The 22,505-nt window shown below is 69.2% G+C and carries 22 protein-coding genes; 7 read left to right on the top strand and 15 right to left on the bottom strand.

The window, feature by feature from the left end; all coding sequences use genetic code 11:
* The first annotated feature begins 524 nt into the window (after positions 1-524).
* The gene (locus tag QSK34_RS37500; RefSeq protein WP_285591584.1) at positions 525-1,019 is read left to right on the top strand and encodes an NUDIX hydrolase; all 495 of its coding nucleotides are present in this window, start codon (positions 525-527) and stop codon (positions 1,017-1,019) included.
* Positions 1,020-1,387: 368 nt separating this feature from the next.
* Here the strand turns inward: QSK34_RS37500 and QSK34_RS37495 are convergent, their stop codons facing one another.
* The 6 genes from QSK34_RS37495 to QSK34_RS37475 all read right to left on the bottom strand — a co-directional run bounded on the left by QSK34_RS37495 (position 1,388) and on the right by QSK34_RS37475 (position 8,135).
* Positions 1,388-2,563 (bottom strand): coiled-coil domain-containing protein, encoded by a 1,176-nt coding sequence (locus QSK34_RS37495; RefSeq protein WP_285591582.1) that lies wholly within the window; start codon positions 2,561-2,563, stop codon positions 1,388-1,390.
* Positions 2,564-3,191: 628 nt separating this feature from the next.
* Complete coding sequence (locus QSK34_RS37490) at positions 3,192-3,803, bottom strand: site-specific integrase (protein ID WP_502875568.1); 612 nt, start codon at positions 3,801-3,803, stop codon at positions 3,192-3,194.
* 1,562 nt (positions 3,804-5,365) lie between these two features.
* Entirely contained in the window at positions 5,366-5,539 is a 174-nt protein-coding gene (locus tag QSK34_RS37485) for a helix-turn-helix domain-containing protein (protein WP_285591581.1), read from the bottom strand.
* Between the two features lie 1,252 nt (positions 5,540-6,791).
* Positions 6,792-7,175 carry an ATP-binding cassette domain-containing protein gene (locus QSK34_RS37480; protein WP_285591579.1) on the bottom strand — a complete coding sequence of 128 codons (384 nt, stop codon included), beginning with the start codon at positions 7,173-7,175 and terminating at the stop codon, positions 6,792-6,794.
* A complete protein-coding gene (locus QSK34_RS37910) occupies positions 7,118-7,429 on the bottom strand; it encodes a P-loop NTPase family protein (RefSeq protein ID WP_353051476.1) in 312 nt (103 codons plus the stop codon). The genes QSK34_RS37480 and QSK34_RS37910 overlap by 58 nt, the downstream gene beginning before the upstream one ends.
* 508 nt (positions 7,430-7,937) lie before the next feature.
* Positions 7,938-8,135, bottom strand: a complete 198-nt coding sequence (locus QSK34_RS37475; RefSeq protein ID WP_285591577.1) for a hypothetical protein — start codon at positions 8,133-8,135, stop codon at positions 7,938-7,940.
* Between the two features lie 607 nt (positions 8,136-8,742).
* Between QSK34_RS37475 and QSK34_RS37470 the strand changes: the two genes are divergently transcribed.
* From QSK34_RS37470 to QSK34_RS37460, 3 genes are read left to right on the top strand one after another with little or no spacing between them, the layout of a single operon-like run.
* On the top strand, positions 8,743-9,129 hold the full coding sequence (locus QSK34_RS37470) for a VOC family protein (RefSeq protein WP_285591574.1): 387 nt from the start codon (positions 8,743-8,745) through the stop codon (positions 9,127-9,129).
* Positions 9,130-9,159: 30 nt separating this feature from the next.
* A complete protein-coding gene (locus QSK34_RS37465) occupies positions 9,160-9,501 on the top strand; it encodes a YciI family protein (RefSeq protein WP_285591573.1) in 342 nt (113 codons plus the stop codon).
* Complete coding sequence (locus QSK34_RS37460; RefSeq protein WP_285591571.1) at positions 9,498-10,712, top strand: RNA polymerase sigma factor; 1,215 nt, start codon at positions 9,498-9,500, stop codon at positions 10,710-10,712. The genes QSK34_RS37465 and QSK34_RS37460 overlap by 4 nt, the downstream gene beginning before the upstream one ends.
* A gap of 4 nt (positions 10,713-10,716) precedes the next feature.
* On the opposite strand, the gene QSK34_RS37455 is transcribed toward QSK34_RS37460, so the two are convergent.
* Genes QSK34_RS37455 through QSK34_RS37445 form a run of 3 tightly spaced genes read right to left on the bottom strand, consistent with a single transcriptional unit; the run spans position 10,717 to position 12,885 of the window.
* Complete coding sequence (locus QSK34_RS37455; RefSeq protein WP_285591569.1) at positions 10,717-11,043, bottom strand: YciI family protein; 327 nt, start codon at positions 11,041-11,043, stop codon at positions 10,717-10,719.
* A gap of 52 nt (positions 11,044-11,095) precedes the next feature.
* Positions 11,096-12,229: a cysteine desulfurase family protein gene (locus QSK34_RS37450; RefSeq protein WP_285591566.1), complete on the bottom strand. Its 1,134-nt coding sequence runs from the start codon at positions 12,227-12,229 to the stop codon at positions 11,096-11,098.
* Positions 12,226-12,885, bottom strand: coding sequence for an ArsR/SmtB family transcription factor (locus tag QSK34_RS37445; protein WP_285591564.1), 660 nt, complete (start codon positions 12,883-12,885; stop codon positions 12,226-12,228). The genes QSK34_RS37450 and QSK34_RS37445 overlap by 4 nt, the downstream gene beginning before the upstream one ends.
* Before the next feature lie 56 nt (positions 12,886-12,941).
* Between QSK34_RS37445 and QSK34_RS37440 the strand changes: the two genes are divergently transcribed.
* The 3 genes from QSK34_RS37440 to QSK34_RS37430 all read left to right on the top strand — a co-directional run bounded on the left by QSK34_RS37440 (position 12,942) and on the right by QSK34_RS37430 (position 16,920).
* Positions 12,942-14,267, top strand: coding sequence for an MBL fold metallo-hydrolase (locus QSK34_RS37440; RefSeq protein ID WP_285591562.1), 1,326 nt, complete (start codon positions 12,942-12,944; stop codon positions 14,265-14,267).
* Entirely contained in the window at positions 14,264-15,502 is a 1,239-nt protein-coding gene (locus QSK34_RS37435; RefSeq protein WP_285591561.1) for an MFS transporter, read from the top strand. Before QSK34_RS37440 ends, QSK34_RS37435 begins: the two co-directional genes overlap by 4 nt.
* 65 nt (positions 15,503-15,567) lie before the next feature.
* Positions 15,568-16,920, top strand: coding sequence for an aminotransferase class V-fold PLP-dependent enzyme (locus QSK34_RS37430; protein WP_285591559.1), 1,353 nt, complete (start codon positions 15,568-15,570; stop codon positions 16,918-16,920).
* 58 nt (positions 16,921-16,978) lie between these two features.
* Here QSK34_RS37430 and QSK34_RS37425 read toward each other — a convergent pair whose 3' ends face one another.
* The 6 genes from QSK34_RS37425 to QSK34_RS37400 all read right to left on the bottom strand — a co-directional run bounded on the left by QSK34_RS37425 (position 16,979) and on the right by QSK34_RS37400 (position 22,485).
* A complete protein-coding gene (locus QSK34_RS37425) occupies positions 16,979-17,329 on the bottom strand; it encodes a DsrE/DsrF/TusD sulfur relay family protein (protein ID WP_285591557.1) in 351 nt (116 codons plus the stop codon).
* Positions 17,326-18,198 (bottom strand): phosphonate ABC transporter, permease protein PhnE, encoded by an 873-nt coding sequence (gene phnE, locus QSK34_RS37420; RefSeq protein ID WP_285591555.1) that lies wholly within the window; start codon positions 18,196-18,198, stop codon positions 17,326-17,328. The genes QSK34_RS37425 and phnE overlap by 4 nt, the downstream gene beginning before the upstream one ends.
* Positions 18,195-18,947 carry an ATP-binding cassette domain-containing protein gene (locus tag QSK34_RS37415; protein WP_285591553.1) on the bottom strand — a complete coding sequence of 251 codons (753 nt, stop codon included), beginning with the start codon at positions 18,945-18,947 and terminating at the stop codon, positions 18,195-18,197. The genes phnE and QSK34_RS37415 overlap by 4 nt, the downstream gene beginning before the upstream one ends.
* Positions 18,944-19,861, bottom strand: coding sequence for a phosphate/phosphite/phosphonate ABC transporter substrate-binding protein (gene phnD / locus QSK34_RS37410; RefSeq protein ID WP_285591551.1), 918 nt, complete (start codon positions 19,859-19,861; stop codon positions 18,944-18,946). The genes QSK34_RS37415 and phnD overlap by 4 nt, the downstream gene beginning before the upstream one ends.
* Entirely contained in the window at positions 19,858-21,069 is a 1,212-nt protein-coding gene (locus tag QSK34_RS37405) for an acyl-CoA dehydrogenase family protein (RefSeq protein WP_285591549.1), read from the bottom strand. Before QSK34_RS37405 ends, phnD begins: the two co-directional genes overlap by 4 nt.
* A 66-nt stretch (positions 21,070-21,135) precedes the next feature.
* Positions 21,136-22,485, bottom strand: coding sequence for an MFS transporter (locus QSK34_RS37400; RefSeq protein WP_285591547.1), 1,350 nt, complete (start codon positions 22,483-22,485; stop codon positions 21,136-21,138).
* Positions 22,486-22,505: the final 20 nt, after the last annotated feature.

Below are 22,505 nucleotides of genomic sequence, written 5' to 3'. Positions count from 1 at the left end.
CCCGACGACAAGCCCAGGGCAAAACCCGGCGCGAAGCCATCCGCTGTCTCAAGCGCTACGTCGCCCGCGAGATCTACAAGATCATCACAACACCACAGCGCACTTGACATCCATAGGGGCATCAAACGCGGCTACATTTTCCTCGGCACGGTAACCGTCGCAACCCTGATCATCTGGCTCCGCACCTGATCCAAGAAACAGGGGCTGGGGCGAGGTCAAGCTCAACATGGGCGCCTGTCATCCACGAAACCCGGGATTGCAGCCTTCGCAGAAACGGTCATCTCTGCGAAGTACGGACGCCTCTCCAACCACGCAGAGCGGGTCTTCCCAAGGTGGTGTCCGCACGAAATGGGGAGCCTTGAGTGGTGAGCCCCATCGCAGGCCCTCGAGGATGCCCCTGACGGGCGAGCCCGGTGACCAGCGGGCGCGGCAGCTCCACCGACGAGGCCGTCAACGGCTTCGCCGCGCTGGGGCTAGTGAGAAAACAAGCCAGGTTGTCAGAGGCGTCTGTGACTGTGGGCAGCATGCGTGAGCTGATCGAGCGGGTGGATGAACACGACCGTGTACTTGAAGTCGTGGAGCGCGCAGAGGCGGTGCGTCTGCGGTGGATGCATCGGATCGCGACGACGATCTGCCGCGTTCCGACGGGGCGGATACTCGTACTGCGCCGAGCCGACGGGCATGTTCCCTTCCCCGGCCACTATGACGTGATGGTCGGCGGTGGTGTGGGCGTGGGTGAATCGTATGAAGACGCGGCGGCCCGCGAACTGCTCGAAGAACTGGGCATCGGGGTCTCGGTCGGCTTCCTGTTCAAGTTCCTGTGTCAGGAGGGGATCGGCCCTGTCTGGTTCGGGGTGCACGAGGCCTTGATCACCGAGCCATTGGCTCCAGATCCGTCCGAGATCGCTTGGCATGCCTGGCTCACGGAACTCGAACTGCGGAGGGTTGTCGATCGAGGGCCTTTCGTTCCGGCTGGGCGAGAAGCCCTGCGCCGCTATCTTGGCCGCTCAGCTCCGTGACGAACAGCCGCTCGCCGGCTGATGTCTCCTCAGGGCGGGTCCAGCACATTCGTGACCAGTTCCGCCACGGGACGCCTTCACCCCGCTCGCCAGCTGGAAGTGTGCCGTTGGCGTCCTCGGCCTACACACAGGCCAGGACGTGCAGGCGCGCATAGGGAACAGCTCGGCCATCAGGACGAAGCCGCTCCCGGCGCCGCGGCTGGGGATCGTTACCGGAAACTCGTGATGCCGGAGGGCTGGCGTGCTCCGCATAGGGGCAGCTCGGCCATCAGGATGAAGCCGGTCATGGTGCCGCAGCTCGGAGCGTTACCGGAGGTCCGTGATGCCGGATAGCCGGCATGCCCAGGGATGTTCGCAGAACGGGGACCTCAGCCGTCGACGGTGGGGGTGGATCTGAGTTCGGCCGCGACCGCCCGCTCCCGCAGCACAGCCGCTTCCGTACGAGCCGACTCCAGCTCCGACCGCAGGTCACCCAGCCGCGCTCGCTCCAGCGCGAGCTCGGCGCGCAACGTGGCGACGCTCTCCTGCGCGGCCGCGTGTTCGGCGCGAAGACGGGTCAGCTCCGCGTGCGCGGCCTCTCCGGAAGCTCTGAGGGCGGCCACCTCGGCCTGGCTGGTGTTCAGATCGGCGGCCAACACGTCCCGATCCTTTCGGGCCTGGGCCATCGCCTTCTCGGAGGCGGCCAGCAGCCCGGTGACCCGGGACACCTCCGCCTTCGCCTCGGCCGCGCTCGCGGCGGCTTCGGCTCGCGCCTGGTCGGCGGCCTCCGCCCGTGTGATGGCTCGATCACGTTCGGACTCGGCCGCATCGGCTCGCGCCGTCGCGGCGGCAGCCGCCTTTTCGGCGGTGGCCACGTCTTTGCGCGCTTCCACGACGTCTCGCTGCGCCGCGGCCGCCTTGGCCTCCGCCCGGCGGGCCTTCTTCTCGGCCTCGGTGGCGGCCGCGCGGGCCTCCTGGGTCTCGGCCTCCGCGTGATCCCGCCGTGCCTCGGCCTGCTCGGCTCGCCTCCGCGCTTCGTCGGCGGCCTGCTTGGCGACGCGTTCGGTCGCCGCCGCCTCGCGAAGCGCGGCCAGCGCCTGCTCCCGCGCGTTCTCGGCGTCGGTGAACGCGTTGTCACGCTCGGCGGCGGCCTCCTCGGCGCGTTGCTCGGCCTGCTGGGCGGTTCTGCGGGCGTCTTCGGTGGCGGCGCGGGCTAGTCGTACCTGCTCGAAGGCCTGCTCCCGCTCCGCCCGGGCGACGGCGACCCGGGTGTGTGCCTCGGCCTGGACCGCGCTGAGCCTTGCCTCGACTCCGGCCGGCGAGAGTTCGTCGGCGAGGACCTGGGCCAGGGGGGCTATCGCGGCGGCCAGGCCTTTTTCCATGCGTTCGTAGAGTTCCTCGGCGCGGGCCAGGGATCCGTCGAGGCCAGGGGTGGCGCGGCGTAGTTCGCGGGATTTCTTGGCGGCGGCCTGGCAGTCGGTCTCGGGACAGTACTCCTTGGGGCGGCCTCGTCCTTGCCGTAGTTCCAGGGGCCTGCCGCAGTGCTTGCACGTCACGAAGATCACCCTAGCATTTTCTGATTTTCTGGAAACAGAAAATCAGAAAAGGAGATCCGTTGTGTCGGAGGTGTAGATGATCTTCCAACATAATCCTCGTTATGTTGAGGTCACTATGAGTTGCTGTGACTCTGCAGATTTCTGACCTGCGGATTCGTCACTAGGCTTCAGTGGGTTTCGTCACCGGACTTCAGTAAGATCATCATCTTCCCTTCGGTGCTGTTTCCCCTGTTCAGAAGCGGTTCGGCTTGCCCGTCGGCCGTCCGTCTGCGGCTATGAGACCGGGAGATGAGCCCGTGCAGCCTCATTCAGGGCGCTCAAGCGAGGTCTGGTCCTAACTCCCGCTGGCGCAGTGATCGAGGTATTGCTGAGGCCGCACGGCTATCGAGACCGTCATATCGGTCATATCGGGCTGCACGCCTCCTGCGCGGCCTCGTTAGAGCCGCTGAAAGTAGCTGACGAATCGCCTCTGAAAGAAATCTGCAGAGCGGCGTCTGACCTGTGGATTCGTCGGCATCCATCAGTGAAAATCGTCATCGAACCTTCAGCCAGATCGGTGTTGAGCGCCGATCGATGTCGCCACAAAATCGAGCCGGAGCCCGGTTCTCCGCTTCGCTTTGGGTTCCTGTTTCCCAGGTCAGAGGCCGACGTTGCGCATCGCGTTGTCGCGCCAGCGGTCCACCGCGCGGATGTAGCCCAGCACCACCGGGGAGTTGGGTGCCCAGCGGCCGTGTGCGGCGATGACCGAGACCGGGACGCCGGCGGCGTAGGCGACGGTCGCTCCGCCGGCGCGCAGGCTGTGCGCGGTGACCGTCTCGGCGTTGGGAACCCCGGCCCGGACGGCCAGATCGCCGACGATGGTGTTCACCGACTCGCCGGTCAGCGAGGGGCCGATGGTGCCGTGCCGGTCGATCCGGCGCAGCAGCCGCCCGCCTCCCGGCGCGGCGTCCGAGGCGCCGTCGTGGCCGTGCTGTTCGGCCTGGTCCAGGGCCTGTAGCCAGTCCTGCCAGGCGGCGACCGGGTCGGTGAGCGGGTGGCTGCCGCGCGGGATGGCGACGATCTGCCCGGCGGAGTCCTTGTCGGTCTTGGAGGTGGCGATTCGCACCTCCAGCCCGTCGGGAACCTCGCGGACGTCGGCACGGTGCAGGGCGACGAGCTCGCTGCGGCGGCCCATCAGGGCCAGGCCGAGCACCAGCAGCAGCCGGTCGCGCAGCCCGATCACGGTGGTCAGGTCGCAGGCGTCGATCATGGCGCGAAGGTCCGGGATGGTCAGTGGCGGGGCCTGGCGGCGGCCGTTTCCGCTGGTCGAGATAGTCGGCCAGCCGGTAGATCGGCCCCGCCCCCATGTGCCGTTCGGGAGCCGCGGAACGGGTGCCGCGCCGATTGCGGCCGGAGTCGGCCATGACCACGGTCAGGATGCCGGGGACGCCGTTGCAGGGTCTAGTCACGTAGTCCAGGGCGTCTTCCAGCCAATCCTGGTCGGCCCGCTCCCACTCAGCGTCAGTGAGATAGCCGGGAGCGGCTGCCGATAGGAGCGCCAGCGGTAGGTTGGGGCCGCAGCCCAAGCGGCGGGCGTCCACGGCGGCGTTGATGAGGGCTCTGGTGACAGGTGGTGCCTGGTGGTAGCGGTCCATCAGGGCCGGCACTCCGGCCAGGTACTGGGTGATCTGGCCGTCGCTGGCGTGCTTGACTGCCTCTTCCAAGCGAGGGTCGGCGGGATCCAGGTTCGCCACGGCGGATAAGTCCGCGCCGGTGAAGGCGTCGGGAACGATGATCGCATTCCTGCTCAGTAGTTCACGTGCCTGAGCGTGGGAGTCCCGGGCCGTTCGAGCGGTGAGGGTGGCCCAGTAGACGGGCCACAGGGTGGCCAGCACCAAGACCGGCGCCCGGCCCGGGTCACGCAGCAGTTCCCGCACGCCTGCGGCAACGCGCTCGCCCAAGTCCGGGTCTGCCAGGTAGAACTGGGCCTCGTTGAGCCACACCACCGTGTGCGGCCCTACCCTGGCCAGATCGGCCAGCGCCGCATCAGGCCGGGCCGGGTCAATGGGATGCCACAGCCGCCACGCCTCAGGGCGGCCCCGCAGCAGGTGGAGGGCTTCCCAGCAAGCACGCGACTTGCCGGCGGACGACCCGCCTACCAGGACCGCGATCCGGCTCACCCCATCGGCCGCCTGCGCGACCACCTCGCGCAATGCGAGGTCATGAGCGCGCGTGACATACGCCGGCAACGCCGGTAACTCCACCAGATGCGCCCGGCCGGTCGCCTCGGAGTCGATGGCGCGGTGGATCTCCGGTTGGTGCTCGAAGGGGTCGGCCACCTCGGTAAGCAACCGGCCGGGAGGCGGCCGATCGAGTGCGTCCGACGTCCGCCCGATCCGTACCGCGCTCTGCCACAGGCGGGTCCAAGCGCCCTCATCTAGCACCCCGGGCTCAAATGATCAACGGGAAGTTCTCTCTGCCGGGCGTGTCTGAGGAGGGTGCGCACCACGATGCGCAAGGTCTCGAAATCCCGCGGAAGAGAAGAACCATGCCGCCAATCACTCAGCCGCTGAGAAGTGAGTACGCCTGGCTGCACCCTTCGGCGCACTGTGCGCCGTTAACGTGCTCACGGCATCGAGGCTGAGGCCGCAGACCACCAGCAATTCTATTGAAACGCGCGGCAAAGAGCTCTCGCTGGTTCCCGGCCTCCAGAACTGCGGGGGGTGAAGCAAGCTGGCGTTCGGCGGCGAGCGTCTCCAGCCAGCGTCGCTACCAGACCTCCATCTCCTGTGCCGATACGCCACAGGAGTGAAGGTAGGACGCGGTCACCTCCTACGTGGGGAAGCTCTTGCCGTTCGCGGCAGCCGACAGGACCGCGATCGAGTAGTTCGTCGCCTGCGCCATCTGGCGGTAGGTGAGACCCGCCTCGGCGCGCACCGCACGAAGATCCCGTGCCAGCTTGGCACGGGGTCCGGTGCCTTCAATCGGCTGTTCAGGACGAGGCATGATCGGGCTCGTCTGGCCGGTTCAGCGCATCACTCCACCGGCGTTCCCACTCCGTCCGCCGTGTTGCTGGCACCTCGCATGCGCGCAAGTATGCCCAGGCGAGGTCCCATGTCGGAAAGTCTTTGCCGTTCGCAGCCGACGACAAAGGCGCGATCGAGTAGTTCGATTTCTGTGCCATCTGGCGGTAGGTGAGACCGCCTCGGCGCGCACCGCACGAAGACCCCGCGCCAACTCGGCACGGGGTCCGTGGCCCTCGATGGGGCGTTCAGGTCGAGACATTGACTGGGCCGCAGAACGCCGGCGCTCAGTACGCGATCGAGATCGTGGGCAACTTGTAGCGTGTGCCCGTCAGCCGCCTGGCCACCCACGTCAAGCTGAGCGCGGTAAGAAGCACACCGGGAACAGCCGAGAGCGGAGAATATCCGACTCCGAGTAGATAGGTCACCACCATCACGATGATGACCAGGACCATAATCCTGACCTGATATGCGCCGTGAGGGGCCGTGAGCCGGCAGGCGATCTCGGTGCCCCCCCGCCATCGCGGCCAGCGCCAGGCCGCGCCCTCAGGGAAACTGAAACCAAGAGCCAGAAGAGCGCAGGTCATGGCCACTCCTGCGCTCAACACCGCGAGACGGTATCGAGGAAGCGCAGGACAATGCGTCACGGACGCGGACATATCTATGCTACTTTCTGTCGAAGTCGAGCCGGACATGAAGGCAACCGTTACGAGCAAGGTCATCGACAGTTGGCGCCGTCGACGTCGTATACGGGGACTACCGGTCCAAGCTTCACCATCGGATCGGAGAATGTCTCCCAGTCGATGGAATCCCGAACAATCTGTTGTTCGCCTCCTCCGTCCTTCTCCGAACCGGAGAAGGCTGAACAACTCGCGACAGCGCAGATCACCGTGTTTAGAGGCGATTGACTGAACGCTTTCATGCCCGCTTCTTGGTTTAGTAGCCGAACAACTCTCACCTGGGTGATTCTGCTTACGAACCCGATGGCGTTCATACGCGGGGTTCCCGACACCTGTCTGTTGAGCCGGACGCGTCGGCAGCGAAGGTCTCCTGTTGGCGCAGGGGACCTTCTGCTATAGCGCCACCATGCCTTCCCGCAACGACCTCGCCGACGGTCCTGGTCCACCCGCGTAAGGGCGAGACGTTCGCCAGCTCGGAGCTGGAGGCTTCGGCGAGCATCGTCTCCTTACTCAGCCGACCCCAACGCACCGTTCTGATCGGCCACACCGGGCGTCTCATCGGCGGTGTTCTTCTCGGACGGCAGCCGCCTCGCCAGCGGCGGCTACGACCAGACAGACGACTGTCGGACGCCCGTACCGGCATCCCGATCGGCAAACCCTCACCGACCACACCGGCGGCTTCTCGTCGGTGGTGTTCTCCCTGGGCGGAGCCGGCCGGGCGTCGACGACGACCGACGCCGACCCGGCCTTGGTGAGCAGGTCCTCGGCGGTGTCCTCGGCGACGACCGCGTCCTGGTCCAGCACGACGACCCGTTTGCAGATCTGCTGGACTTCGCTGAGCAGTCGGGAGGAGATGAGCCCGGTGGTGGGGTCGTCGAGGATCAGCAGATCGGGATCGCCCCCCAGCAGCGCCCCGGCCACCCCGAGCCGCTGTCGCATCCCGAGCGAGTAGCCGGTGACCTTCCGGTCCTTGCCCCGTCGAGATCCACGACGTGGAGCACGCGGTCGACCGCGGCGTCCGTGAGCCCTCGCGCCCTGGCCAGGACCTGGAGGTTCACCCGCCCCGACAGGTGGGGGACGAAATGGGACGACTCGAGGATGGCGCCGATCCGGCCAAGAGCCTCACCGGGCCCGCACCCGAGGACCCGGACGCTCCCGGAGTCATGCCGGACGAGCCCGAGCATGATGCGCATCAGCGTCGTCTTGCCCGCCCCGTTCAGCCCGAGCAGCCCGCAGATCTGCCCCGGCTCGCTCGCAGCGACACGTCCCGAACGGCCTATACGGCCCCTAACGCCTTGCCTACACCGTCCTGTTCATCGACCGGCTGTCCTGCCGTCATACGAGCACCACTTCCTCAGCACCGCACCCGACTGGGCTGAGGGCATGATTCTCCGCCGTGCTCCTTCCCACTCCTCACTAACTCCCGCTTCACTCCCGCTCGAATGTGGGCGTTTCATCTCGGGCATTCAGCCACGAGCGCGTGAGCGCGTTGGCATCATCAAGTGACCTCGTCGCGTTCCGTAGGGGTGCGTCATGGCCGCTAAAGGCACCTGAGTGAGGGTTCTGTCAAAGAGAGCGAGGCCCGGCACACAGGGGGGAAAGCCGAAGGAGGCGAACGGTCAATGGAAGGACGAGCCGCCCAGGGTGCCGTAGCGGCGCACCATCGTGCGAGGAGAAAGGGGAGATCGATGGCAGCGCAGCTCACCATGACCCGCGGGGCCTGAACGACGAATGGCCGGCTCCTGGAGTTTCCTCCAGCACGCTGGCCTCTCGAGCATGCTTCTTCTGCTTGCGATTCTCGCGTTGGCTCTCTTTGGATTCTGGACGGTAATCCGCCGACTCCCCGACGTGGCTGGAAAGCAGGAACTGGAAGTCCGCATTCTCAAGAATCTCGTCCACATCCGCTGGAGTATTTCTGATCCCGACAGTGGCTCTGACCCGAGCCACCCTGATGAGCAGCCGGAACTGCCGATCGCCGGCGCTCAGCCGCCTCAACGCTCCCCTGAAAGAACGGCCAGAAGAGGTCGCGCCAGGGGGGTGAGGACCCGGAACTGAGAAGGCCCCTGACCTTACGAGGTCAGGGGCCTCGGTCTGTCTAAGTGCGAAGCGAGGTCCGGTAGCCGGGAAGGACTCGTTTGAGTTCGGCGATCTCGGCTGGGCGTTTCTCCTCGGGGAGGCGGCACAAGCGCAATCACGGCATTTGAGCCCTGGCCCATCTCCGCTCCCGCCAGACGATGGCGGCGAGCCTGCGGATCGGCGAAGCCCTCGGAAAGATCGTCCAGGCGACGCCCCAGCGGCACCAGTCCTGAAATTGTTCTGCCGGTGCTTGGGATGAGCGGGATGTCTGGAGTGGAAAAGTTGGCCCAAGTGTCGTGGTGACCAGGTGGCCGATCGTCTTTCAAGTGAGGCTTGGCTCAGCCGACCTGTGCGAACAGCGACCGAGACCTCGCCTGAAGGAGCACGGAAAGATCCACTCAGTGGAGGAAGAGGGCACATCATGAATCCGATGTTGAACACGATCGACATCGTGGTCTCCGACATGGCGGCGTCCGTGGAGTTCTACGCCCGCCTTGGGCTCGACTTCAAGCTCGACCCGCACTCCCCCGAGCACGCTGGCTGCGACCTGCCCAACGGTCTGCACCTCATGCTCGACACCGAGTCCTTTCGCACCCCGTTCCTGCCCGGCTGGAAGGCTCCGGTCGGCGGCCCGCGCACCCTGCTGTGCTTCCAGTTCGAAACCCCGGCTGAGGTCGACGCCGCCTACGCGGAACTGACCGGAGCCGGATACAAGGGGTTGGCCGAGCCGTTCGACGCCTTCTGGGGTCATCGGTACGCCACCATCGCCGACCCCGACGGCAACGGCGTCGACCTCTACGCGACGCTGCCGGCCTGACGAGACGACCGAGGTAAGGGGGAACCGAAGGTGAAGTACGTCCTGATGTTCGTGGAGACCGAAGAGTTCGCTAAGGAACTGGAGGCGATGGGCGCCCTGGAGCGCGAGGACGCCTACGCGGCGGTCGGCCGCTGGTTCGCCGAACACGCCACCAAGATCACCCACCACACCCATCTGGCTCCCGTGCACACCGCGACCACCATGCGGCTGCGGCGAGGGGACGATCCGGTGGTCACCGACGGGCCGTTCGTGGAGGGCAAAGAGGTGGTCACCGGGTTCGCCGAGGTCGAGGTGGCCGATCTCGACGAGGCGCTGAAGATGGCCAGGTCCTGGCCCGCGTGCCCGATCGTGGAGATCCGCCCCGCCTCATGACCGGTGCCGACCCCGAGCAGGTGAGCCAGGAGGCGCTGGCCCGTGTGGTGCGTGACCACGCGGGCCGGCTCGCCGCCTCTCTGGTCTCGCTGCTCGGCGACTTCGCGGCGGCCGAGGATCTCGTCCAGGACGCGGTTGAGGCCGCGCTGCGGCGCTGGCCTGTGGAGGGGGTGCCTGAGCGTCCCGACGCGTGGTTGTACACCGTCGCCCGCCGACGCGGCCTGGACGTGCTGCGGCGGGAGACGAACTATCGCGCCAAGCTCGAGCAGCTCAGATGGGTCGAGCCGGCCCCGAAAGACGATCGGCTGCAGCTGATCTTCACCTGCTGCCACCCCGCGCTGTCACTTGCGGCCCGGATCGCTCTGACGCTCCGGGTGGTGTGCGGCCTGAACACCGCGCAGATCGCGGCGGCGTTCGTCGTGCCGGAGACGACGGTGGCGCAGCGGCTGACCCGGGCCAAACGGAAGATCACCGAAGCGGGCATCCCTTACCGGATCCCGGGCGGCGATGACCTGTCCGAGCGGCTCGACGGCGTGCTCGCCGTCATCTACCTGCTGTTCAACGAGGGCTACCTGTCCAGCGGCGGGACCCGCGCCCAGGCCCGCGACCTCGTCGACGACGCCGAATGGCTGGCGAGCCTGCTGGCCGGGCTCATGCCGGACGAACCGGAGGTGGCGGGGCTACTGGCGCTGATCCGGCTGCATCGAGCGCGTGGCGCCGCCCGGTTCGACGACCGGGAACAGCTCGTGCTGCTCGCTGACCAGGATCGCGGCTTGTGGGACCACGAGGCGATCAGTGCGGCCACCGCGTTGCTGGTGCGTGCCGCGCGGGCCCACCGTCGGCCAGGTCCCTACCAGCTCCAGGCGGCGATTGCGGCCTGCCATGCCGAGGCCGAGAGCTTCGAGAGCACCGACTGGCCGCAGATCGTGGTCCTGTACGACATGCTGCTGCACCTGGCGCCCTCGCCGATCACCCGCCTGCACCGGGCGATCGCCCTGCGATATGCCGTCAGCCCAGAGGCGGCGCTGGACGAACTGAAGGACCTCGATCGGGCGTTGGAGAATTATCCGCTGCTCCACGCCACCCGCGCCGAACTCCTGCGCGCACTGGGCCGGAACCAGGAGGCCAGGGAGTGCGATGAGCGGGCGCTGGCGCTGACCGCCAACCCCGCTCAGCAGGCACTGCTGGCAGAACGGCTGAGCTGGAACTGACGCCTCAGGCGGCGGGACGTATCTCCACGATCGGGCAGGCGGGCCATGTCCGCGCCAGCCGCAGGGCCTCGTCGATGTCGGCGACCTCGATCTCGGCGTACCCGCTGAAGGTTTCCGGGCCGTCGCCGACCGTCCCGTCGATGATTGCCTCAAGCCGCACGGTGGTGGCGGTGTACGGGTGCTTGAGGTGGGTCCAGTGGGTGATCTTGTCAGCGTTCTCGGCTAACCACCGTCCGACGGCCTCATAGGCGACGTCCTGCTCGGTGGCGCCCTTTGCCCGCATCTCGCTGGCGTAGGACTCGGTTTCGAAGAACATCAGGACGTACTTCATGGCGGTCCTCCCTGTCGATGGCGTTCATCAGGAAGACGATCGGAAACCGGGCTTATACGACATGAGCGAAGATTTCCGAGACTCGGTCGATCTCCGCCTCGGTCGTCCAGCGGCCGATGGAGAACCGGATCGCGGACAGAGCACGGGCGCGGTCAACGCCCATGGCGGTGAGAACCGCGGACGGTTCCGGGTCTCCGGTGTGACAGGCCGATCCGGTCGAGGCGGCCAGCCCCGGCAGCCCGGCGAGCAGGTTACGGGCGATGATCCCGAAAAGGCTGACGTTCAACGTGCCGGGCAGGCGATGGTCGGGATGGCCGTTCAGCCGGACCCCGCCGGGCCAACCGGCGTCGAGCCGGTCGAAGAGGCGGTCGCGCAGTCTGCCGGTCCGGACGGCTTCGACGGCCCGCCCCTCTGCCGCCAGGCGGGCGGCCTCGCCGAGGGCGACGGCGAAGGCGACGTTCTCGGTTCCGGACCGGCGGCCCTCCTCCTGTCCCCCGCCGGGGATCAGCGGTTCGAGGGTGACGCCGTGGCGGACGTACAGGGCGCCGATGCCCTTGGGCGCGTAGAACTTGTGCCCGGCGACGCTGAGCAGGTCGACGCCCAGGTCGGAGACCGAGACGGGGATCTTGCCGACCGCCTGGGCGGCGTCGGTGTGGAACAGGGCGCCGTGCTCGTGGGCGATCGAGGCGAGTTCCGCGACGGGCTGGATGGTGCCGGTCTCGCCGTTGGCGAGCATCACCGACACCAGCCGGGTCGCGGGGGTGAGCACCCGGTGCAGCTCGGCCGGGTCGACGCGGCCGAATCGGTCGACGGACAGCAGGGTGACCCGGACGCCCGTCCGTTCGAGGGCGGCGCAGGTGCGGAGCACCGCAGGGTGTTCGGTCACCTGGGTGACCAGATGATCGCCGGGAGCCAGGGCGGGGCCGCGCAGGGCGAGGACGTCGGACTCCGAGCCGCCGCCGGTGAAGACGATCTCGCCGGGTTCCGCGTCGATCAGCGCCGCCACCTGGGCCCGCGCCGCGCCGAGGGCCTTGCGGGGCTCCTCGGCGTAGACGCCCGTGGTCGACGGGTTGCCGAAGTGGAGGTCGAGGAATGGCCGGGCCGCCTCCGCCACCCGAGGGTCGACCGGGGTGGTGGCGTTGTGGTCGAGGTAGACGACGTCGTCGCGGAGACCCGGTGGTCTCATGAGGCGACCGGCAGTCCCTCGGCGTGCCACTGCGGCCATCCGTCGGCGAGCAGGCGCGCGTCGAACCCGTTGGCGCGCAGCAGCCGGACGGCCTCCGGGGCCATCACGCAGAACCGGCCGCGGCAGTAGGCCACGATCAGGCTCGCCTTCGGAAGTTCGGCCAGGCGGGCGGCCAGCTGGTCGTGCGGGATGGACAACGCTCCGGCGATGTGGCCGGCGGCGTACTCCTCGGCCGGGCGCACGTCGACCACGACGACCTCACCCCGGGCGATCAGGTCGGCCAGATCTCCCCGTCCGACCGGCTGCAGTGCTGAGACGTCGCCCAGGTAGTCGCGGGCCGCCTTCTCCGCGTCCGGAAGGGTCTCGGTCGCCATCGCCTTGAGCGACTCGACGAACTCCAGGACCGAGGTGTCGGCCACCCGGTAGAAGATCTTCACTCCCTCACGCCGCGTCCGCAGCAGGCCGGCGTGCTGAAGCACCTTGAGCTGGGCAGAGGTGTTGCTGAGCTTCCAGCCGCAGGAGGTGGCCAGGTCGTCGACGCTGCGTTCGCCCTGGGCCAGGACGTCGATCAGTTCCAGCCGCAGGGGGTTGGCCAGGGCCTTGCCCATGCGCGCGAACTGTTCGTAGAGAAGAAGCTTGCGCTCGCGGTCACTCATCTATAATCCTCCAAATACTTATGGAATATCGTATCAGCCGTCCGGGAGGTAGCACAGTGGACACGAACGTCATCCCGCTTGTGGACGAGGGTCTCGGCAACACGGCTTACCTCACCGACCTGGGCGACGGGCGCGCGTTAGCCGTGGACGCCTCTCGTGACCTGCGGCAACTCAGGGCCGCCGCCGAACGCCGGGGGCTGAAGATCGCCTACGCCGCCGAGACCCATCTCCACGCCGACTTCCTGTCCGGGGCCCGCCAGCTGGCCGCCGACGACGGGGCGACGATCCTCGCCTCGGCCACGGGCGACCGCGAGTTCCCCCACGTCGGCCTGCGCGACGAGGAGGAGGTCGACCTCGGCGGGCTCACGCTGCGCATCCTGACCACCCCCGGACACACCCTGGAGCACATCGTGTACGTGCTCCTCGACGGCGACCGGCCGCTCGGTGTCTTCACCGGAGGTTCCCTGATCGTCGGCTCGGCCGCCCGGACCGACCTCGTCGACCCCGACCGGACGGTCGAACTCGCCCACCTGCAGTACGCCTCGTTGCAGCGCCTGGTCGCGCTGCCGGACGCCACCCACGTCTGGCCCACCCATGGAGCGGGTTCGTTCTGCTCGGCGCCCCCCGGGGCGGAGCGCACGTCCACCATCGGAACCGAGAAACGCACCAACGCCCTGTTGCGCTCGGACGGCCCGGACGCCTTCGCCGCGAACCTGGTCGCCGGGCTCGGCTCGCATCCCTCCTACTTCGCCGACCTGCCCGACGTGAACCGCAGGGGGCCGGCCGTGGTCGGCGAACGGCCCTCTTTGGCGCCGGTCGACCTCGCGTCCGTCGCCCGCGCGGGCGGCGTCGTGGTCGACGTCCGGCCGGTGCTCGACTTCGCGCGCGGGCACGCGCCGGGGGCGGTGTCGATCCCGCTGCGCGGGCAGTTCGCCACGTGGCTGGGCTGGACCGTGCCCGCCGGGACGCCGGTGGCGTTCGTGCGCAATCCGGCGCAGGACCCCGACGAGATCGTGTGGCAGGCGCTCAAAGTCGGCTACGACGCCGTCCTCGGCGAGCTGACTGACGAGTGGAAGGCGGTCGCTGAGAGCGTCGAGGTGATCGGCCCCGCCGAAGTGGGCGCCGACCAGGTGATCGACGTCCGCCAGGAGTCGGAGTTCGCGACCGGTCACCTGCCGGGCGCGCGGAACGTGGAACTCGGCGGGATCGAGGCCCTCACGCCGGGCGAGGGGCCTCTCGTGGTGATGTGCGGCCACGGTGAGCGTGCCGCGACGGGGGCTTCCCTGCTCCTCCGGCGTGGTCACCGGAAGGTGCGCATCCTGTCGGGCGGGCCCGGCGACTGGTCGCGCCTCACCGGCCTGGCGCTGGAGCACGGCCGATGACAGATGCGCCTCGCCTCGGCCTGCGCGCGAACCTCCCTCAGTTCACTCTGCTCGTCGTCGTCAACGCAATGGTCGGCGGCATGCTCGGCCAAGAACGCACCGTCGTGCCGCTGCTGGCCGAGCAGGTGTTCGCCCTCAGCGCCCACACGGCGCTTCTGACGTACATCCTCGCCTTCGGCCTTTCGAAGGCGGTCACCAACCTGTTCTCGGGTTCGTTGTGCGACCGTTTCGGCCGCAGGCCGGTTCTGGTCGCGGGCTGGCTGGTCGGGCTGCCGGTGCCGCTGCTGATCATCTGGGCGCCCGGGTGGGAGTGGGTGATCGCGGCGAACGTGCTGCTCGGGATCAACCAGGGGCTCACCTGGTCGGCCACGGTCATCATGAAGATCGACCTCGTCGGTCCCGAACGCCGGGGCCTGGCCATGGGGTTCAACGAGTCGGCGGGTTATCTGGCCGTCGCGGTGACCGCCCTGGTCACCGGCTACCTGGCAGAGCTGTACGGACTGCGGCCCGCGCCCTTCCTCCTCGGCCTGGCCTACGCGGTGATCGGCCTCGGGCTGTCCGCCGTCTGGGTCCGGGAGACCCGGGGATTCGTGTCACTGGAGGCACGCGGAACCGACCGGCGCTCGCTCCGGGAGATCTTCGTGACGACCAGCTTCCGCGATCCCTCACTGTCCTCGGTCAGCCAGGCCGGCCTGGTGAACAACCTGAACGACGGCGTGGCATGGGGGCTGTTCCCCGTCCTGTTCATGGTCGAAGGGCTGACCATCGCCGAGATCGGCGTGCTGACGGCCACACTCCCCGCGGTGTGGGGGCTGGGCCAGATCGCCGCCGGCGCGTTGTCCGACCGCTGGGGGCGCAAACGCTTGATCGCCGGCGGGATGCTGCTCCAGGGGGCGGCGCTGGCGTGGATCGCCGCCGCGGACGACTTCGCGCCGTGGGCGGTCGCCGCCGCCCTGGTCGGAGCGGGCACCGCCATGGTCTACCCCACGTTGCTGGCGGCCGTGGCCGACGTCGCGCACCCGTCGTGGCGGGCTCGTGCCGTAGGGGTCTATCGGTGGTGGCGCGACTTCGGATTCGCGGTGGGCGCGGTCGCCGCCGGGCTGCTCGCCGACTCCTTCGGCGTGCGCGTCGCGGTGGTCGTCACCGCGGCGGTGACCGTAATGTCCGGCCTGGTGGTGGCCGTACGGATGCGGGAGACGCGGCCGGGTCCAGGTGCGGTCAAAGCTTCGCTTTAGATTCATATAGCCGAGTGTTAGGCTTGAAAAATCTATAGCTGGCTCTGCGCCGTGCAGGAGGCGTCATGACCGACCCCGTAGAGACCATTCCCCGCCGTTCGCTTCTCCTGGGCGCCGCTCTGGCGGGCGGCGGGCTGCTGACCGGCGCGTGCTCGAACGCGAACGCCGGTGCGGGCGCTTCCGGAGGCGCTCCGGCACCCGCGTCCGCGACGTTCGACCCGCGTGACTGGACGTCGGTGCGGGCGCAGTTCCCGCTGACCCCGAATCTGGCGCACTTCTCGGCGTTCATGTTGTCCTCCCATCCGGCCCCGGTGACCGCCGCGATCACCAAGTTCCGGCAGGGGCTGGACGTCAACCCGATCGAGTTCGGCATGGGCATGGCCGACTTCGAGTTCAGCTCCCAGGCCCGCCAGGCGCTGGCCAAGTACATCGGCACGCAGCCCAACGAGATCGCCCTCACCGACAGCGCGACCATGGGAATCGGCCTGCTCTACGGAGGGCTGGCGCTCAAGGAGGGTGACGAGATCCTCACCACCTCACACGAGTTCTACTCCACCTACGAGGCGGTACGGCTGCGGGCGACGGCCACCGGCGCGAAGGTGCGCACCATCCGGCTCTACGACGACCCCGCTCAGGCGAAGGCCGACCAGATGGTCGCGCGGGTGAAGGCCGCGATCACCTCGAAGACGCGGGTGCTGGCGATGACCTGGGTGCACTCGATCACCGGCGTGAAGATCCCGGTCAAGCAGATCGCCGCCCTGCTCGCGACCGTCAACGCCAATCGGAGGGAGCCCGACCGGGTGCTGCTGTGCGTCGACGGCGTGCACGGCTTCGCCGCCGAGGCCGCCACCATGAAGGACCTCGGCGCCGACTTCTTCGTCACCTCGACGCACAAGTGGCTGTTCGGGCCGCGCGGCACAGGTTTCGTCTGGGGCACCCCGGCGGCGTGGCGGCGGCACCGGCAGATCATCCCGAGCTTCTCGATGCCGGCCTTCCAGGGCTGGTTCACCGGCCAGCCTCCGGGGGGCGCCCCCGGAGACCTGGCCACGCCGGGCGGCTACCACACCTTCGAGCACCGGTGGGCGCTGCCCGCCGCAGTGGAGTTCCACACGGCGATCGGTCCCGCGCGGGTGGCCGAGCAGATCAGGACCCAGAGCGAGCAGCTCAAGGCCGGGCTCGCGGGCCTGCGGCACGTGCGCCTGGTCACGCCACGGTCGGCCGAGGTGTCGGCGGGCGTCATCTGCTGCGCGGTCGAGGGCATGCACCCGGAGGCCGTGGTGGAGCGGCTGGTCAAGGAACACCAGGTCGCAGCGGCGGCGACGCCGTACCGGGAGACCTATGTGCGGTTCGGGCCGAGCATGGTGACCACGTCGCAGGAGGTCGACAAGGCCGTGCGCGCGATGGCGGCGCTGGCCTGAGACGCGAAAAGAACCGGCCGGGCCCCATGGGCGCCCGGCCGGTTCGGTCTTCCCGGGGTCAGACGTTGATGGTCCGGTCGGCCCACATCGTCCAGGTGGCCAGTTCCTTCATGGACGAGCGGTGGGTGCCGTGGGCGACGTTCGCCTCGTTGATGCCGCGGGCGTCCAGGCAGGTGCCGCAGGAGCCGATCTCGGCGTTCTTGGAGACCAGGCCGCGGATCATGTTGCCCACGTTGTAGTAGCCGTCTGGGGTCTTCTGCCCGGCCATCACCGCGGAGACGGCGTCGCCGAACATGAAGACCTTGACCTCGTTGCCGTCGTCCTCCAGCATCTGCCGGGCCCAGCGGATGCCGTTGTAGGTGCGCTCGCTGCCGTAGGGGGCGTCGTGCAGGACGAAAAGAATCCTCATCGCTTGCTCCTCCAGAAGGATCGAATCGCGGACGGCACCACGCCGCCCGAACGCTCGGAGGCCGCCCCGAGGCGCCCCCGGAAAATCTTCGAGATCCGGTCCACGGCGATGACGAGGATCACCACCGAGGCCATGAGCGTGGCCAGTTCCTGGTAGCGGAACAGGTGCAGCGCGATGCCGAGAGCCTGGCCGATGCCGCCCGCCCCGACGAAGCCGATGACCACGGAGCTACGGATGTTGCACTCCCACTGGTAGAGGATCTGGGAGGCGATCACCGCCCGGGCCTGTGGCACGATGCCGAGCAGGGCTGTCGTGAGCCGGGAGCCGCCGGTCAGCCGCATCGCCTCGACCGGGCCGGGGTCCACGGCCTCCAGCTGCTCGGAGCAGAGTTTGGCCAGCACCCCCGCCGAGTGCAGGGCGATCGCGTAGACGCCCGCCGCGGGGCCGAGGCCGACCGTCGCGACGAACAGCAACGCCCAGAGAAGTTCGTGGACGCTGCGCAGGGTCGTCGCGACGGTCCGCGCGCCGGCCGACAGCCAGCGCGGCGCCTGCACGTTCCCGGCCATCAGCACCGCGAGTGGAAGGCCGATCAGGACGCCGATCAGCAGGGCGGCCACCGAGATCTGGATGGTCTCCACGGCCGCCGTCGCGACCCGGCCGAGCAGGTCGGCGTCCAGGTCCGGCGGGAACAGGCCGCCGACGATCTGGATGGCGCCCTCCCGGCCCTCGATCAGGGAGCCGAGGCCGATGCCGGTTCCGGCGACGGACCAGCCGATGACGACCAGTGCGACGAGCGTGAGCACGACGCGGGGAGCACGCCGGGGCGCGGGTGGCAGGGCCGTCGTCACGCGTTCTTGCTGCAGTGTCATGACGTCAGCTCCGCCGGTCCGCCGTAGATCTGCTCCAGCCGCCGAGCGTCGGGCGGGTCTCCGTCGTGGACGACCAGGCCGTCGCGCAATGCCACGACGCGGTCGAACCGGCGGGCGACATCGAGGTCGTGGGTGGTGGCGATGAGCGTGGCGCCGCTGCTGTCCAGATGGTCGAGGGCGACCGCCGCGCGTACCGGGTCGAGACCGGAGGTGCACTCGTCGGCGAGCAGCAGGCCGGGCGCGGTGAACAGGGCGCGAGCCAGTGCGACGCGCTGCCTCTCCCCGCCGGACAGGCGCTCGACGCGGGTGCGCAGGAGTGGGGTGATGTCGTGGATGGCGGCCAGTTCGGCCAGCCGGGCGGCGAACCGCGCCGGCACTCCTCCGGCGAGCACCACGGCCCAGTCGGCCGGTCGCCAGGCGTGCGCGACCCCGGCCAGGATGTTGGTACGCGCGGTGAGCCCGACGATCAGGTCGTCGCGCTGGCGTACACACCCGATGCGGCGGCGCAGCCGGGTGACCTCGGCGCGGCGTCCGAACGGGTCGGCGCCGTCGATCGCGACCTCCCCCTCCGAGGGGCGCACGGCGCCGATGACGACGCGGAGCAGGGTCGTCTTGCCCGCTCCCGATGGACCGAGCAGCGCGACCCGCTCCCCCGGCCCGACCTTGAGATGCACACCGGACAGGACGGTGCGACCGGCGAAGGCCACCGTGACCCCGCCGACGTGCACCTCCATCGCCTGTACGGTCATGGCTGTCCTTGCTTGGGGGTCAGCAGCCCGAGGCCGGCGGCCTGTTCGCGTACCTCGTCGTAGTCCGCGGCGGTGACGGGGGCGTACTTCTTGGCCCTCATCAGGTCGAGCAGTTCCGGCTGGTCGATCGCGAGGAAGGCGTCGGTAACGGCCGTGCGCGCGGCCTCGGGCAGATCGGGGTGGGCGACCCATGGGTAGCCCATGACCTCGCGGGTCTCGATCACCTGCAGCGCACCCTTCTCGACGCTGCCCTGTTTCTCCAGGCGGTGCAGGATGCGTAACTCGATGCCACCGGCGTCGACGTCGCCCTTCGCGACGGCCTGCGCGGTGGCGTCGTGGCCGCCGGTGAAGGTGACCGCCTTGAGCGGCGGGCAGGCCATCATGTCGCCGGTGTCGCAGCGGGCCCCCGCCTGGGTGATCATGATCCGTGGGTAGAGGCTGCCAGAGGTGGAGCTGATATCGCCGAAGGCGAAGGTGCCGCCAGCCGCGACGACGTCCTTGGTGGTCTTGTACGGCGACCCGGCCTTCACCACCACGGCCGAGAGGTATTCGGGCGTCCCGGTCTCCTGGTCGACCTCGGTGACCAGCGGAACGACCTTCGTCTGCGCCTCGGCCTGGACGTAGGTCAGCCCGCCCAGGTAGGCGACGTCGAGCTTCCCGGCGGACAGGGCGGCCACCACGCCGGCGTAGTTGGTGGCCACGAACAGCTCCACCTCGGTGCCGAGCTTGCCGGCGAGGTAGGCGCGGAAGGGTTCGTATTGGGCGCGCTGCTTCTCCGGAGAGATGTTGGGCACCACGCCCACCCGCAGCTTCGCCGGGATCCCGGCGGCCAGGTGGGCGGCGTGCCCGCCGGAGCCGCAGCCGACGGCGGCCAGCAGCAGTACGACGACGACGGCGAGCAGTCTCCTGGTCATCGTCCCTCCCCGCCGGGCATCACGAACGGCGCGACCGGGGCGAGCTCGACGCCGAGCGTGCTGGCGCCGATCAGCTCCTTGCCGGTGCGGTTGTTGATGGGCATGAACAGGCCCGCCTGCACGTCGCGCCAGATGCGCTCGTAGGCCGAGCCGCGCCGGTAGGCGGCCCCGCCGACGACGTCGATCAACCGGTTGACCACGGCCGCGGCGTTGTTGGTGCAGACGTTCTTGACCAGCGCGCAGCGGGCCAGTCCTTCCTGTACGGGTAACTGGGCGACCAGCGCACCGCTCATGACGTCGGCGGCGTGCCGCTGGAGCATGGCCCTGCTGGTCTCGATGGCGATCTCGGCGTCGGCGATCGCGTCCTGGATCCGGGCGTCACGTTCCAGGCCGTTGCGCCGGGCCAGATCGACGGCCCAGTCGAGGGCGGCCACGGCCAGGCCGGTGTAGACCGCGCCGAAGCTGGGCGTGGTCCACGACAGGATCATGTCGAGCACTTGTACGTCGAAGTGGCCGACCGGGATCGACTGGAGCACGGCCATGTCGGGGACGAACAGGCCGTCGAAGACGATGTCATCACTGCGGGTGGCGCGCATGCCGAGGGTGTCCCAGGTCTGCTCGATCGTGACGCCCGGGGTGCTCGGGTCGACCATCACGATCAGCACCTGGGGCCCATTGGGGCCCTCGTCCCAGCGGGCGGTGGCGGCCCACATCGTGGCGATGGCGCTGTTGGTGCCGAAAATCTTGCGTCCGTGCAGCTGGAAACCGCCGGGCACCTTGGTGGCCTTGGTCTTGGCGTCCATGAACAGGGCGGGGATGCCGGGCTCGCTGGCGATGGCGGCCAGCACGAGGCCGTCCATCCCGGCGATGCGCAGGACCTGCTCCAGCGGGGGCGCTCCGGTACGCCGCCAGGTGTGCGCCCAGGATCCGAGGGGGGCGGCGTGCATGGCGTAGGACAGGGCGGTGGCGCCGTCGGCGGTGGCGAGGCGTTCGAGCACCCGCAGCAGTTCGCCCTGGCCGGCGCCGAGCCCGCCCAGTTCCTCCGGCACGGTGAGGCGGAGCAGTCCGCCCGCGCGCAGGTCGTCGTAGTTGTCGGAGGGGAAGGTGTTGTCCCGGTCGTGCCGGGCCGCGCGCTCGCTCAGGGCCGGCAGGACCTTGTCGGCCAGAGCGAGGAACGACTGTTCGCGTTCCGTCAGGAGCTGACGCATGAGTGATATCTCCTCGAGACTCGATGAGATGGCCGGACGCGACGGCGGGGGTGCCGTCGCCCGGGGTCATGGACGGTTCGTGAGCGCGTCGTCTCTGACGTGCCGCGGCAGGAGCAACAGACCGGCGAGGCCGGAGAGCAGGGCGAGTGCGGTGAGCGTGCCGGCGGCGGTCGTGAAAGCGCCGGGACCGGCTTGGGCGATGCCGCCGATCACGGCGACGCCGAGTAGGGAGGCCGCCTGGCGGGCGGTGTTGAGCACGCCCGAGGCTGCGGGCACCAGGTCGGGGGCCAGCCGTCTGATGGCTTCGGTGCTGGCCGGCGCCATGACGAGGCCGACGCCCAGCCCGGCCACCGCGAGCGCGGCGACGGCGAGACCGGAGGTGGACAGGGCGAACCCCGACGCGCCCGCGCCGAGGGCGAGCATGCCGGCGGCCATGATCGGCCCACCGCCGATCCGGTCGCTGAGCCATCCGGCGACGGGTGAGATCAGCCCGGCCGCCACCGCCATGGGCAGGAGGGCGAGCCCGGTGTCGATCGCGTCGCCGCCGAGTTCGCTCTGGACCCGTACCGAGACCAGGAGCATCAGGCCCGCCAGGACGCCGAACTGGGCGGCGCCGACCCATCCGGCGACCAGGAACGCGCGGTCGCGGAACACCCGGGGCGGCATCAGAGGATCGGGCTGGCGGCGTTGCCGCGCGGCGAACATGGCGATCAGCACGGCGGCGGGCGCCAGCCACGGCAGCCGGCCCGGCCCGAGCAGCGCGTAGGACGCGGTGGCCAGCCCCACGCCGATCAGCACGACGCCACCCCAGTCGAGCCGCCCCCGGGAGGCCGTGACACCCGGCGGCACCCAGCGCCGGGCCAGCACCACGGCGGCCAGGCACACCGGCACGTTCACCAGGAAGACCCAGCGCCAGCCCCAGGTCGTGACGACCAGGCCGCCGCCGACGGGACCGAGCACGGCGGCCAGCGCCATCGTCGCGCTCACCAGGCCGAGCGCGGCGCCACGCCGTTCGGCGGGGAAGACGGCGGCGATCAGGGTGAGCGCCTGCGGCACGATCATCGCTCCGCCGACCCCCTGCGCCACCCGCGCCGCGACGAGCTGCGGCAACGAGGTGGCCAGACCTCCGGCCAGCGACGCCAGGGCGAACACGACGAGGCCCGCGATCAGCAGGCGTCGCGGGCCGTGCACGCCACCGAGCCGCCCGGCGGTGATGAGCAGGGCGGCGTAGGCGATGACGAATCCGTTGAAGACCCACAGGACGTCGTCGAGCCCGGCGTCGAAGGAGGCGGTCAGGGCGGGGACCATCACCTGGACGACGGTCGAGTCGATCATGACGACGAACGCGGACAGGCAGAGGACGGCGACCGAACCGGCGAGTCCGGCCGACTGGACGGATTCCTCTCGGGTGGACATGCGCACTCCAGGGGCACAGG

The sequence above is a fragment of the Herbidospora sp. NBRC 101105 genome, from assembly GCF_030269205.1.
GTDB classification, from domain to species: domain Bacteria; phylum Actinomycetota; class Actinomycetes; order Streptosporangiales; family Streptosporangiaceae; genus Herbidospora; species Herbidospora solisilvae.
This window is presented reverse-complemented; position numbering and strand designations above follow the sequence as displayed.

Coding starts and splice junctions, on each gene's coding strand:
- QSK34_RS37500 (WP_285591584.1), top strand. CDS start 525: ATGCGTGAGCTGATCGAGCGGGTGGATGAACACGACCGTGTACTTGAA.
- QSK34_RS37490 (WP_502875568.1), bottom strand. CDS start 3,803: ATGATCGACGCCTGCGACCTGACCACCGTGATCGGGCTGCGCGACCGG.
- QSK34_RS37485 (WP_285591581.1), bottom strand. CDS start 5,539: ATGCCTCGTCCTGAACAGCCGATTGAAGGCACCGGACCCCGTGCCAAG.
- QSK34_RS37480 (WP_285591579.1), bottom strand. CDS start 7,175: ATGCGACAGCGGCTCGGGGTGGCCGGGGCGCTGCTGGGGGGCGATCCC.
- QSK34_RS37910 (WP_353051476.1), bottom strand. CDS start 7,429: ATGCGCATCATGCTCGGGCTCGTCCGGCATGACTCCGGGAGCGTCCGG.
- QSK34_RS37470 (WP_285591574.1), top strand. CDS start 8,743: ATGTTGAACACGATCGACATCGTGGTCTCCGACATGGCGGCGTCCGTG.
- QSK34_RS37460 (WP_285591571.1), top strand. CDS start 9,498: ATGACCGGTGCCGACCCCGAGCAGGTGAGCCAGGAGGCGCTGGCCCGT.
- QSK34_RS37455 (WP_285591569.1), bottom strand. CDS start 11,043: ATGAAGTACGTCCTGATGTTCTTCGAAACCGAGTCCTACGCCAGCGAG.
- QSK34_RS37450 (WP_285591566.1), bottom strand. CDS start 12,229: ATGAGACCACCGGGTCTCCGCGACGACGTCGTCTACCTCGACCACAAC.
- QSK34_RS37445 (WP_285591564.1), bottom strand. CDS start 12,885: ATGAGTGACCGCGAGCGCAAGCTTCTTCTCTACGAACAGTTCGCGCGC.
- QSK34_RS37435 (WP_285591561.1), top strand. CDS start 14,264: ATGACAGATGCGCCTCGCCTCGGCCTGCGCGCGAACCTCCCTCAGTTC.
- QSK34_RS37430 (WP_285591559.1), top strand. CDS start 15,568: ATGACCGACCCCGTAGAGACCATTCCCCGCCGTTCGCTTCTCCTGGGC.
- QSK34_RS37425 (WP_285591557.1), bottom strand. CDS start 17,329: ATGAGGATTCTTTTCGTCCTGCACGACGCCCCCTACGGCAGCGAGCGC.
- phnE (WP_285591555.1), bottom strand. CDS start 18,198: ATGACACTGCAGCAAGAACGCGTGACGACGGCCCTGCCACCCGCGCCC.
- QSK34_RS37415 (WP_285591553.1), bottom strand. CDS start 18,947: ATGACCGTACAGGCGATGGAGGTGCACGTCGGCGGGGTCACGGTGGCC.
- phnD (WP_285591551.1), bottom strand. CDS start 19,861: ATGACCAGGAGACTGCTCGCCGTCGTCGTCGTACTGCTGCTGGCCGCC.
- QSK34_RS37405 (WP_285591549.1), bottom strand. CDS start 21,069: ATGCGTCAGCTCCTGACGGAACGCGAACAGTCGTTCCTCGCTCTGGCC.
- QSK34_RS37400 (WP_285591547.1), bottom strand. CDS start 22,485: ATGTCCACCCGAGAGGAATCCGTCCAGTCGGCCGGACTCGCCGGTTCG.